Here is a 12,246-nt window from a genome sequence, read left to right as displayed (position 1 = left end):
TTTCACCGTCCTTTTACAACAAGACAAGTTTATCCATGCGAATTGCCCTAGGTATTGAATATGACGGCAGCCGGTATTTTGGCTGGCAGCGTCAGCGCGAAGTGATCAGCGTGCAGGAAGAGCTGGAAAAAGCCCTCAGCCGCATCGCCAATCATCCGGTCTCCATCCAGTGTGCGGGCCGAACCGATGCCGGAGTCCATGCTACCGGTCAGGTGATCCACTTCGATACCCACGCGATCCGCAGCGAGTCCGCCTGGACCCTGGGGCTCAACTCCAACCTGCCGCCGGATATCGCCGTGCGCTGGGTCAAGGAGGTGGACGAGGCGTTCCACGCCCGCTTCAGCGCCACTGCCCGCCGCTACCGTTATGTCATCTACAACCACAACTATCGCCCGGCGATCCTCGGTAGCGGCGTCAGCCACTACCACGAGACCATCGATGCCGAGCTGATGCACCAGGCCGGCCAATATCTGCTTGGTGAGCAGGATTTCAGCTCGTTTCGGGCCATCGGTTGCCAGTCCAAGACCCCGTGGCGCAATGTGACCCACCTGTGCGTCAGCCGTCAGGGGCCCTATGTGGTGCTCGATATCCGCGCCAACGCCTTCTTGCACCACATGGTTCGCAACATCACAGGTTCACTGCTGCTGGTGGGGCAGGGACTCAAACCTGTGGAGTGGATCGCCGAGGTGTTGGCGGCTAAAGATCGCAACCTGGCAGGGCCGACCGCCAAGGCCGGTGGTCTCTATCTGGTGGACGTGGATTACCCGGCAGAGCTTGCCCTGCCGCGGGTGCCGCTCGGTCCACTGTGGCTGCCGGACTCGGCACCGGGTACGACCAGTTTTTAGTAACTGCGCCCGAAAAATTGTGGTTTAATGACCCGTCATTTGTTGCCATCGAGCTATTAAGTCATTGAACAACCAAGGCTCGATGCGTGTTGTCAGGCACAAAAGCATTAAGGAATTCCATGAGCTGGCTTGAGAAGATTCTTCCCAAGAGCAAGATCACTGCCCCTCGTCGTCACAACATTCCGGAAGGGGTGTGGACCAAGTGCAGTGCTTGTGAACAGGTGCTCTACCGGGCAGAACTGGAGCGCAACCTCGAAGTGTGCCCCAAGTGTGATCATCATATGCGCATCAGCGCCCGTGCCCGTCTCGAGAGCTTCCTCGACGAGCAGGATCGGACCGAAGTCGGTGCCGAGCTGGAGCCCCATGACGTATTGAAATTCAAGGATTCCAAGCGCTACAAGGATCGTTTGTCTGCCGCTCAGAAAGAGACGGGAGAGAAAGATGCGCTGGTGGTAATGAAAGGGACCCTCAAAGGGGTGCCGGTCGTTGCCTGTTCATTCGAATTCTCCTTCATCGGCGGCTCCATGTCCTCCGTGGTCGGTGCCCGTTTCGTGCGCGCCGTCGAGGAGTGCCTGAAGGATGGTCGCGGCCTGGTCTGCTTCTCCGCCTCTGGCGGTGCCCGCATGCAGGAGGCCCTGTTCTCCCTGATGCAGATGGCCAAGACCAGCGCGGCGCTGGATCGCCTCTCCAAGGCGGGCCTGCCCTATATCTCTGTATTGACCGACCCCACCATGGGTGGCGTTTCCGCCAGTCTCGCCATGCTGGGTGACGTCAACGTGGGCGAACCCAAGGCGTTGATCGGCTTTGCCGGTCCGCGAGTCATCGAGCAGACCGTGCGCGAGAAGTTGCCGGAAGGCTTCCAGCGCTCCGAGTTCCTGCTGGAGAAGGGCGCCATCGACCTCATCATCGACCGTCGCGAGATGCGCAATCGTCTGGCCAGCCTGCTTGCCAAACTGATGAATACGCACGTCATCGAAGAGTAAAGATGAGCTCAAACATGCAACAATCCCAAAGCCGGTCGCTGGTCGACTGGCTTTCTTATTTGGAGCAGATCCACCCGGTCAATATCGACATGGGGCTGGATCGGGTCGGTCTCGTCGCCCGTCGTATGGGGCTCACCGAGCTGCCGTTCAAGGTGATCACTGTGGCGGGCACCAACGGCAAGGGCTCCAGCTGCGCCATGGCGGCCAGCATCCTGATGGCGGCGGGCTATAAGGTCGGCGTCTACTCCTCCCCTCATCTGTTGCGTTTCACCGAGCGGGTGCGGATCAACGGTGAAGAGCTGGCCGATAACGATCACTGCGCCGCGTTTGCCGAAGTGGAAGCGGCCCGTGGCGAGACGGCCCTCACCTTCTTCGAGTTTGCCACCCTGGCTGGGCTCTGGCTGTTTCGCCGCGCCGCGCCGGACGTACTGCTGCTGGAAGTGGGGCTGGGCGGCCGGCTCGATGCCACCAATGTGGTGGAATCCGATGTGGCCCTGATCACCTCCATTGCGCTCGATCACTGCGACTGGCTGGGGGATACCCGGGAGGCGGTGGCCGTGGAAAAAGCGGGCGTCTATCGCGCCGGCAAACCCGCCATCAGCGGTGAGCCCAATCCGCCAGCCACCATTGCCAGCGAAGCACAGCGCATCGGTGCCAATTTGCGTCAGGTCGGCATCGACTTTCGTGGTGATGAGCACGACAGCGGTTGGGATTATCACGGTCTCAACCACTGGTGCGATCTGCCCAAACCGGCCCTGCCGCTGATGAACGCGGTGACCGTGCTGGCTGCGCTGGAATCCCTGGGTCTGCCGCTGCCGGAGTCTGCCATCCGCGAAGGGTTGGCGAATGCCCGCCTGGCCGGGCGGATGCAACAGCTGCAAACAGCGCCGTTGGTCATCGTCGATGTGGCCCACAATCCCCATTCGGCGACCTATCTGGCCAGCCAGCTGCGCCAGATCCCTTGCAAAGGCGTGCGCCGGGCCGTGGTCGGCATGCTCAAAGACAAGGACATGGCGGGGTCGCTGGCCGAGCTAGATGGCCTCATCGGCGAGTGGTATCTGGCGAGCTTGAGCGGCCCGCGGGCTGCGAGTGCGGCCCAGCTGGCGGCGGCCCTTGGCTACGAGCGGGGGCCGGCGACCCCCTTTGACGATGTGGGGCAGGCCTATGCTGCCGCGTTGGCCGCATCGAGTCCTGATGATATGGTCATTGTGTTTGGTTCGTTTTACACTGTCGCCGACATTCTGGCGGGTGTCGCCGTCTAGGTCACACCCCGGCTCCCCGGCCCTTTGGCGGGGAGCCAGATCGCATATTGAGTTACGCAAAGGTAGGATTCAACTTGGCCTCTAAGTTTCAAAACCGTCTGGTGGGTACCGTCATCCTGGTGGCCCTGGTCGTCATTTTCCTGCCGGATCTGCTGGATGGGCAGAAGCTGGCGCAAAAGGAGGAGGCATTCGCCAAGATCCCGCTGCGCCCTGAACTGGAGCCCGCTCGTCCCGAGCTGCAGGTTTCTGCGGCCAGCACCCTGCCTGCCGAGCATCAGGCCAGCCAGCAGCAGGCCTCGGCGGCCCAGCAGTGGCAGGTGGAAGAGATCGCCGATCCCATGACCCTGGCAAACCAGGGGCAGGGCAGCGCCGCTCAGCCAACGGCACCTGCACCAGTCGAACAACCCAAACCGCAACCCAAGCCCGAGGTGGTCGCCAAGAAACCGGTCGAGCCACCCAAGCCGGTGGTCAAGCCCGAGCCTGCCAAGCCGGCCGAAGTGGTCAAGACGCCGCCCAAGCCACAGGCTGGCCAGATCAAGTCCCTCGACGATTTGATCGAGAGCAAGATGAACACGCCGACCCAGCCAGCCCCCGCGCCGGCACAGGGCAGCTGGATCCTCCAGCTCGGGGCTTTCAAGAATGTCGACAGCGTCAATGCGCTGGTGAGCAAGCTGCGGGCGGCGGGCTACTCGGCCCACACCTCGCCGCGCACGCCGGTGCAGGGCCAACTCAACCGGGTCTTTATCGGTCCGGATGTCTCCAAGGCCAAGCTGCAGGGGATGCAGGGACGGATCGCCCAGATGACGGGCCTCAGTGGCTCGGTCGTCTCCTACAATCCGTAACGCCGGCCAACGACAAACACACCGCGCCCCGTGCGCGGTGTTTTTTTATCCGCAAGTGTGCGGCTGGCGTGCGGGTTGGGATTTGCGGCCACTTGGGGTAGGCTGGCTCCTCCGTTACCTGCAGGAGTACAAGATGATCCTCTCCACCACCCCCACCCTGGAAGGCAAGAGCATACGTGAATACCGCGGCATCGTAGTTGGCGAAGCCATTCTCGGGGCCAACGTGTTCAAGGATCTGTTCGCCGGGATCCGCGACATCATCGGCGGCCGCTCCGGTGCCTATGAAAAGGAGCTGGCCCGGGCCCGGGAGATCGCCTTTGATGAGCTCAAGGAGCGCGCCGCGGCGCTCGGCGCCAACGCCGTGGTCGGGATCGATATCGACTACGAAGTGGTGGGCCAGAGTGGCAGCATGCTGATGGTCAGCATCAGCGGTACCGCCGTGGTGGTGTAAGCGAGTGATGCTCCAGTCAATGCCGGAGCAATAGATCGCCGTTTTATGAAAGAGGCCGCAACTGCGGCCTCTTGTGTATTCAGCTGAAGGAGACTCAGGGCAGGGCGTCTGGCCGGAAACTGGCACGGATCTGGGGCACCAGGGGGGATACCTCGAACCCCTTCTCTTCTCCCAGTACCGGGTGGAGCAGGGGCCGGTCGGTGATGGGGGTGATATCCCCTGCCAGCAGCTGGCGGGTGGCCTGGCCCATCTGGTAAAGCTGGCGCACCGGGGCAAACTGCTGAGCCAACGAAAGGGGATCGTCGGCCCGGGCAAAGGCCATCATGGGGATCTGGTAGCTGGCATCGCGCGGCGGCTTGTCGCCGTGAATGCCCTTGCCCGCCGACATCAGGAAGGGCTGGTGATCGCCAAAGGCCACCACCAGGTAGCGCTTGCCCGATTGATCCAGGGTCTTGATCAGTCGCTCCAGGGATGCCATGGCATCCACCACCCCGGTGTAGTAGGTGTTGAGCAGCTGTTTGTCTGACTCGCTCTGGGTCGGGCAGGCGCCATTGAGTTCCTGTCCCTGATAGCGGGGGCCATCGAAGGGGCCGTGCCCCTGCATGGTGACCGCATAGGCAAACAGGGGTTGGCTGTCCTGCTCGCTGCGCTTGAGCAGATGGTCGATCAGCGCATCATCCGAGATATAGAGTCCCTTGTGCTCCAGGGTGGTGAAGCGGGTATCGAACCAGCGCTCCTCATAGCCAAGGGCCGGAATGGCCTTGGCGCGGCCCCAGAACTTCTCCACATAGGGGTGGGCGAACAGGGTTTTGTAACCGCTTTGCCTGGCGCTTTGGGCCAGCCCGGGCACCTGCTCAGAGAGGTAGTAGTAGGGCACCACCCCCTGTTTGAACAGGCCCACCGGCAGACCGGTATTCATCTCGAACTCCGCCAGCACCGTCATGCCCCCTGTGGTGGGGGAGTGGATGGTCTTGCGCCACTGCTGCACGCTGGCGGGCAGGTGCAAGGTGGGGGCAGGGGCGCAGATCCGTCCCTGCCAGTCGAGCATCAGTGATTCATATTGCAGCACGATCACCAGATCCCAGCGCGGCGCGATTCCTTGGGGAGGGTGGCTCAACTGCGGCGTCAGCTCGTTGATCTGCAGCGGATAGCGAAACACGCTGCCGCTTTGCAGCATCTCGTCCACCAGGTTGAACAGATAGAGGCCGGGGCCGGAGCGGATGATGTCCCTGTGATAGTTGACCGCCCTGTCCACGTAGCGAATGTTGGCTCCCAGCAGCTTGTTGCCGGTCTGGGTGGCAAATACGCACAGGGCAAAAAATGCGGCGGTGGCGGCGGCGGTGCGCAGCACCCAGCGTGACAGGGCGAAGCGCCAGCACAGAAACAGCGCCAGCAAAGTGGCTAATATTGGCAACACCGGGTGCTGATCGAGCAGGATCCGCACCAGGGCCAGCAGGTTGCCAAGGTCATCCCCGCCAAGGGGTACCCCATAGATGGCAATCTTCATGAAGTTGGCCAAGAGGCCGATGCCGGAGAGGGCGGTGAAGACCAGCCCCATATAGAGGTTGAACCCCGCCAGGGCGCACAGGCCCCAGCCCAGCACCATGCTGGCCCAGGCCAGATAGTAGTGTTCCGGTCGAAAACCGGACCAGAGCAGAAATTCCCCCAGCTTGAACACCACGAAGCCGTGCAGCAGCACGAAGGTGAGGTTGCCGAGCAGCAGGCTGCCGAGCACCCGCCAGCGCATGTTGCGCCTGAGTCTGGGCATCAGTACCCTGAGCACGACGGCGCTTAAGGCCAGCACCAGCACCAGGCTGGTGAACAGATAGGTGAGATTGAATCCCCGTTCCGGCAGGGTTTGCAGGATCTGGCTGAACTCGGCGCTCTCGGGGCGGTCTGCCAGCAGCAGGCCGATACGCAGCTGATAGCGGCTGGCGAGGGCATCGTCCGGTGCCCGCAAGGTACTGTTGAGGTCAAGGGTGCAGCGGGCCTGTCGGCAACGCTGACGCTTGTCGACCCGCTGGCTCAGCTGGTCGATCCGCTCCCCCTTGTCATTGAGCAGCTCGACCCGCACCCTGTCCTCGGGTTGCAGCGGTTTGAGCAGTTGCCACTGGCTGCGTACCACCAGATAGAGGCCACGGCTGTCGCTTTTATAGAGCAGCGAGTGGCGGGTGAGGGTCGCCAGGGGCTGATCGGCGGGCCCCAGCACCAGCGGTTGGCCACGGCCGAGCCAGCTGCCCGGATTGAGGAGGGGTAACACCAGGGTAAACAGCAGCAGTGCGCACAGCAGAGCGAGCAGCAGGGTGGGCAGACTCAGGATGCGGCCCGTCGGGCGGCCTGAGGAGGAGACGTTCATATGAGCTCGTCCTTTGAGCGAGTGAGAGAGAAAGCGTGTATCCGCATACTGTTTGACCCGATGGTGCTGACCTTGTTCCTGCTTGTCAATTTAATGACGGCTTGATGAATATTGGGTGACGATACATCCCTGCAAATTGTGATCCTGATCGAGAGGCTGCACGGATTCTGTGATGAAAGCGTCATCATGATGTTTTGCCGCTGGTTTGGGGAGAGTGGGCTGTTTAGTCTCTCAATAGAGCCGGGAGGTACATATATGAATCCTAAAGTGATGGCGCGTCAGGCCAGATTGCTGCGCATGCTGGAGAGCAAGGAAGAGGTGCGGATCGGGCGCGAGCGCGATTGCCCGCTGCCCGTGGGGCAACTGGTCAATCTCAAGGAGACGCATCCCGCCGTGCTCAAGGTCTATCGCCACGGCCTGACGGCCGAGGTGTTCCACCTCAAGGTCGATGGCCATCACTGGTGCCTGAAGCGGCGCCGCCAGGATTCACTGGTCGCCAATCTCGATGGCAAGACCGCCTTTCTGACTGAGCTGGAGCGCCGCCGGGAAATAGAAGCGCTGCGTGAGCTCCATCCCACCATCCTCTCCCACGTGGTCTGCACCAGCTATGGCTCGGCCCGGGCCGGCATCCTGGTCTCTCCCTGGCTGCGTGGCGTGCCGGTGCATAGCCTCAACGAGCGCAATCTGGCCCAGATGCTGGAGGTGGAGGGGGAGCTGGCTCGCTGGGGCTGGTTTGACTGGGATCCGAGCCCCGGCAACCTGCTCGATGACGGTGAGCAGATCAGCGTCTTCGATTTTGGCTACATGTGGACCTTCGATCCCCGCTTCGAATACAACTCCAACGGGCTGGTCGACCCCCAGTTTCATGTGCCGGAGCGGCTGGAGACCCGCACCCTCTCCGGACTCTGGCTCGATGAGCCCGATCCCTTGCCGCAGTTTCGCTACTGGCGCGAGCTCTGCCTTGCCTGGGTGAAGCAGGAGATCCTCCATCTCGGTCGCCAGGGGGCGAGCGCCCCCGTGCTGGCGCGGCTGCATGCCCTGCAGGGGGAGTGGAGCGCGGCGCTGGCCAGTGACGAGGCGCTTGCCGCCAACTGGTGGCGCGACATGTATCGCAGCCACAAGCTCGATGTAGCGGACGATCTGAGCGGCCAGAGCTGCGGCCCGCTCACCCTGCGCCGTCTCGACTGGCTGGAGCAGGCGGTCACCGATCACTATCCCCTGCTGGTGGATAACCTGCCTGGGCAGGAAGAGGGCACCAGCCGGGATGACATGCTGGCGCGCTTGCAGCGACAGCGCCGCGAGGCCATGGCCTGCCAGCTGCCGGTGGCGACGCCGGCCTGAAACAGGGTCAACCGTGAAGGCAAAAAAGAGGGCACCCCAAGGTGCCCTCTGCTATGGAAGCTGCTTAATCCAGCAGCTCCTGATGGAGGCAGTTGACTATGTTGCCGGCGTCCGACTCCTGTACCAGGAAGCAGAGGTTGTGGGCGCTGGCGCCGTAGCAGATCATCCGGATGTTGTGATCCCGCAGGGTCGAGAAGACCTGGCTGCCAACCCCGTTCACCTCGCTCATGCGGTTGCCGATGAGGGCTACCAGCGCAAGCCCCGTCTCCACTTCCACCTTGCACAGCTGCCCCAGCTCCGCCAGTACCTTGTCACTCAAGACGGGCTCGCCGTTGCTCTGGCTGCCGGTGTGATCCAGGGTGAGCGATACGCTCACCTCCGAGGTGGTGATGAGATCCACCGAGATGCGGTGGCGGGCCAGGATGCCAAACACCTCGGCCAGAAAGCCATAGGCGTGGAACATGTTGAGGCTGTGCAGGGTCACCAGCACCTGGTTGCGGCGCAGGGCCACGGCGCGAAACAGCGGGCTCGAATCCGTGCTGGAGCGGATCCAGGTTCCCCCCGCCGCCGGATCCTTGCTGGAGCCGACAAACACCGGAATGTTCTGGCGCACCGCAGGTTGCAGGGTCGCCGGATGCAGCACCTTGGCACCGAAGGTGGCCATCTCGGCCGCCTCGACGAAGCTGATCTCCGGGATGGGACGGGCGCGGGTGACGAGGCGCGGATCCGTGGTGTAGATGCCGGGCACGTCGGTCCAGATCTCTATGCTGCCAGCGTCCAGCGCCTCGGCGAGCAGGGCAGCGCTGTAATCGGAGCCGCCGCGACCCAGGGTAGTGGTGCGACCGTCGCCATCGGCGCCGATGAAGCCCTGGGTGATGACGAGGGTGTCCCCAAGCATAGGGGCCAGGGCTTGCTGGCAGAGGGTGCGGGTGGCAGCGATATCCACGGTGGCCTTGCCAAAGCGACTGTCGGTGCGCATCAGCTGGCGCACATCCTGCCAGTGGGCCTTGACGCCGCGCTGGTGCAACAGCTCGGTAAAGAGGCGGGTGGAGATGATCTCACCACAGGCGATGAGGCGATCGGCCAGCTCGGCGTCGGTCTGCTGGTTGGCCTGGCGCGCCATGGTGCGGATCTCGCCAAGCTGGGCCCGGATGAACTCGCTCACGTCGTCCGGGTTGCCCAGATCGGCCAAAATGGCGTGCTGGATCTCCGCCAGCTTGCCCAGTTGCGCCTCTTGGCCCGTCTCATCCAGCTCGCCCTGGGCCAGCGCTACCAAGAGATTGGTGACGCCGGCACTGGCGCTCAGCACCACCACCCGGGTGGTGGGGTTGGCCAGCACGATATCGGCGCAGTTGTTCATGGCCGCGGCGTTGGCGACACTGGTTCCGCCAAACTTGGCGACATTGATCGGGCTCATTGCGTACTCCTGTCTTAATATAAAAATCCGGTTCCATCGGGCAAAAAGAGAGGAGGAGGCTGAAAATGGCAGGAATGATCGAAGCTATCCCGGCCAGAAGCACTCCATCCGCAGAGCCCATCCCGTACCCGCCCTGTGAGAGCTCGGTGGGGGATGACCACTACCGATGACAACCCGGGGGATTCAGCCCCCGCAGCCGACAGCGAGGCATCCAGTTACCTCGTCCATCTCGGCGCTGCTCCCCCTGACCCAAGTTCACCGGACTCTGGCGTCCTCCCTTGGGCTGCCTGGGCAGCGCTCCTCTTCTGGCTCCACCGTGGCGGTGGAGTACAATTAGAAATAACCTGCGTTGGATTACACTGTCAATCGAGTTTGTGAAAAAGTTCAAATTAGTCTTCAACTAAACGCAGAATCAACAAGTTACGCAATGCTCTTTGACAAAACCTTGGAGCGGCGCTGCCAGTTGTAGAGGCGCTGGCGTGCCACCGGCAGCTCTTCCACCTCCAGCGGCTCGAAACCCCGTTCCCGGAACCAGTGGATGGAGCGGGTAGTGAGCACGAACAGGCTGCGGATCCCGAGCCGCTTGGCCCGCTCGGCCACCTTGGCCACCAGCTGATCCCCACGATTGGAGTTGCGGTAGTCGGGGTGGATAGCGACGCAGGCCATCTCGGCCATCGCCTCCTCGTGGAAGCAGTAGAGGGCGGCGCAGCCGATGATGAGGCCATCGCGATCTATGATGGTGAACTTGTCGATCTCCATCTCCAGCTGCTCGCGGGAGCGGCGCACCAGGATCCCTTCCTCCTCCAGCGGGCGGATGAGGTCGAGAATGCCGCCGATATCCTCTATGGTGGCGGCGCGGGCCTGCTCGGCGCTTTCGCGCACTATCTGGGTACCGAGACCGTCGCGGCTGAACAGCTCCTGCAACATGGCGCCGTCCTCCTTGTAGCTCACCAGGTGGGAGCGGGGCACGCCGCCACGGCAGGAGGCAATCGCCGCGCGCAGATAACGGGCGGTGCCGGACATCTCGGCCCCCGCCTGCTCCAGCTCCACCAATAGTTCCTCGGCCTGTTCGGGGAAGAGCTCCGAGATGGCCTCACCGTGTCTGTCCATCACCCCCTGGGTGCTGCTAAAACAGATGAGCTTGTCCGCTTTCAAATCCACTGCCACCCGGCGCGCCACCTCCTCGGAGCTGAGGTTAAAGCTCTCGCCGGTGACCGAGCAGCCGATGGGGGAAATGAGCACCAGGCTTTTCTGATCCAGCTGGCGGGAGATCCCCTCCACGTCGATGCGGCGTACCCGGCCGCTGTGGCAAAAATCGATGCCGTCATCCACTCCGAGCGGCTGGGCGGTGACGAAGTTGCCGCTCACCACGCTGATGCGGGCCCCCTGCATGGGGGTGTTGGCCAGTCCCATGGAGAGCTGGGCCGTGATGTCGTATTGCAGGCCGCCGCACACCTGTTTGATGAGGGCGAAGCTTTCGTCATCGGTAACCCGGGTTCGCTTGTGGTACTGGGCGTCGATGCCGGCGCGGGCCAGTGCCTCGTCATTTTGCGGACGTGAACCGAACACCAGCACCAGGCGTATCCCTAAGGTCTGCAGCAGGGCGATATCGCTGACGATATTGGCAAAGTTGGGGTGGGCGATGGCCTCGCCCCCGATCATCAAGACAAAGGTGGCACCCCGATGCACGTTGACGTAGGGGGTGGATTGCCGGAAAGCATTGACCAGACTGGGTTCGCGTTCACGCACTTGAGGGATCTTCCATAAAAAAACAGCGACTCGCTCAATATATGAAAATAAATTCACAAATCAAGACTAAATATTGATTTGTGGGGTTTCTGGTCCCGCCGTTGTTTCCCTTGTTCAGTTGCCTTGGCGACTGGTGTAGAGGAGGGGAGTGAGCCATCACAGGATTATGCAGGGGAGCTCTGGTTGATCCGGGGCGATAAACTGTTATCTTCGATATTCCTTTTCGTCAGCTGTGCGATGACACAGGGTTTTATACAAGGACAGGGTTCATGGAACAGATTATTTCGCCGGCAGATGCGCTGCCGGGCCGCCGCGAGGCGATGGTGATTGGCCAGCAACATGCGGTGAACGGTCACCCGACTCAGGGCCCCTGGCCTGAAGGGATGGAGATCGCCTGGTTTGGCATGGGGTGCTTCTGGGGTGTCGAGCGTCTGTTCTGGCAGCAGCCGGGAGTCTATTCCACTGCCGCCGGCTATCAGGGCGGGTTGACCCCCAATCCCACCTATAAAGAGGTCTGCAGCGGCCTGACCGGCCACGCCGAGACGGTGCAGGTGGTGTTTGATCCCAAGGTGATTAGCTACGGCGACCTGCTCAAGCTCTTTTGGGAGCAGCATGATCCGGCCCAGGGGATGCGCCAGGGGGGCGATATCGGTACCCAGTACCGGTCGGTTATCTTCCATGGTGACGAGAGCCAGCAGGCCATCGCCCAGCAGAGCCTGGCGGCGTTCCAGCAGGCCATGGTGGCCAGCGGCGACAGTCGCGCCATTACCACCCGCATCCTGCCCTATGCTCCCTTCTATTACGCCGAGGATTATCACCAGCAGTACCTGGAGAAGAACCCGGATGGCTATTGTGGCCTGGGGGGAATTGGGGTTTGCCTGCCGCCGTCGCTCAATCGTTGAGGCGAGCGGTAGCTGGTTTTTAAAAAAAGTAAAAATATCAGATCAAAGTCTGGAACTTACTGCGACGACCGCTGACTAACTGATTAGCGTCCAGGGAT

At 62.1% G+C, this 12,246-nt stretch carries 10 protein-coding genes and 1 riboswitch; of the genes, 7 read left to right on the top strand and 3 right to left on the bottom strand.

The window, feature by feature from the left end:
* Positions 1 to 35: 35 nt before the first annotated feature.
* The 5 genes from truA (at position 36) to ACB034_RS08280 (ending at position 4,383) form a co-directional block, all read left to right on the top strand.
* On the top strand, positions 36 to 845 hold the full coding sequence (gene truA / locus ACB034_RS08300) for a tRNA pseudouridine(38-40) synthase TruA (protein ID WP_223377276.1): 810 nt from the start codon (positions 36 to 38) through the stop codon (positions 843 to 845).
* Positions 846 to 964: 119 nt separating this feature from the next.
* Positions 965 to 1,828 (top strand): acetyl-CoA carboxylase, carboxyltransferase subunit beta, encoded by an 864-nt coding sequence (gene accD / locus ACB034_RS08295; protein WP_026458562.1) that lies wholly within the window; start codon positions 965 to 967, stop codon positions 1,826 to 1,828.
* Positions 1,829 to 1,830: 2 nt separating this feature from the next.
* Positions 1,831 to 3,090, top strand: a complete 1,260-nt coding sequence (gene folC / locus ACB034_RS08290; protein ID WP_371172565.1) for a bifunctional tetrahydrofolate synthase/dihydrofolate synthase — start codon at positions 1,831 to 1,833, stop codon at positions 3,088 to 3,090.
* Positions 3,091 to 3,164: 74 nt separating this feature from the next.
* Positions 3,165 to 3,932, top strand: a complete 768-nt coding sequence (dedD, locus tag ACB034_RS08285; protein ID WP_042025986.1) for a cell division protein DedD — start codon at positions 3,165 to 3,167, stop codon at positions 3,930 to 3,932.
* Positions 3,933 to 4,065: 133 nt separating this feature from the next.
* On the top strand, positions 4,066 to 4,383 hold the full coding sequence (locus tag ACB034_RS08280) for a heavy metal-binding domain-containing protein (protein WP_042025987.1): 318 nt from the start codon (positions 4,066 to 4,068) through the stop codon (positions 4,381 to 4,383).
* 94 nt (positions 4,384 to 4,477) lie between these two features.
* On the opposite strand, the gene ACB034_RS08275 is transcribed toward ACB034_RS08280, so the two are convergent.
* Positions 4,478 to 6,739: an LTA synthase family protein gene (locus ACB034_RS08275; RefSeq protein WP_371172564.1), complete on the bottom strand. Its 2,262-nt coding sequence runs from the start codon at positions 6,737 to 6,739 to the stop codon at positions 4,478 to 4,480.
* A gap of 255 nt (positions 6,740 to 6,994) precedes the next feature.
* On the opposite strand from ACB034_RS08275, the gene ACB034_RS08270 reads away from it, so the two are divergent.
* Complete coding sequence (locus ACB034_RS08270; RefSeq protein WP_342017103.1) at positions 6,995 to 8,080, top strand: hypothetical protein; 1,086 nt, start codon at positions 6,995 to 6,997, stop codon at positions 8,078 to 8,080.
* 64 nt (positions 8,081 to 8,144) lie between these two features.
* Here the strand turns inward: ACB034_RS08270 and lysC are convergent, their stop codons facing one another.
* Positions 8,145 to 9,497 (bottom strand): lysine-sensitive aspartokinase 3, encoded by a 1,353-nt coding sequence (gene lysC / locus ACB034_RS08265; RefSeq protein WP_371172563.1) that lies wholly within the window; start codon positions 9,495 to 9,497, stop codon positions 8,145 to 8,147.
* A gap of 89 nt (positions 9,498 to 9,586) precedes the next feature.
* Positions 9,587 to 9,810, bottom strand: a riboswitch (Lysine riboswitch).
* Positions 9,811 to 9,917: 107 nt separating this feature from the next.
* The gene (gene argA / locus ACB034_RS08260) at positions 9,918 to 11,246 is read right to left on the bottom strand and encodes an amino-acid N-acetyltransferase (protein WP_042071699.1); all 1,329 of its coding nucleotides are present in this window, start codon (positions 11,244 to 11,246) and stop codon (positions 9,918 to 9,920) included.
* 269 nt (positions 11,247 to 11,515) lie between these two features.
* Between argA and msrA the strand changes: the two genes are divergently transcribed.
* On the top strand, positions 11,516 to 12,148 hold the full coding sequence (gene msrA, locus ACB034_RS08255; protein ID WP_026456505.1) for a peptide-methionine (S)-S-oxide reductase MsrA: 633 nt from the start codon (positions 11,516 to 11,518) through the stop codon (positions 12,146 to 12,148).
* Positions 12,149 to 12,246: the final 98 nt, after the last annotated feature.

It is taken from the genome of Aeromonas sp. S18(2024) (assembly GCF_041402525.1).
Classification (GTDB): domain Bacteria; phylum Pseudomonadota; class Gammaproteobacteria; order Enterobacterales; family Aeromonadaceae; genus Aeromonas; species Aeromonas enteropelogenes.
Note: the sequence above shows the minus strand (reverse complement) of the source record. Positions and strands in the feature narration are given on the sequence as shown.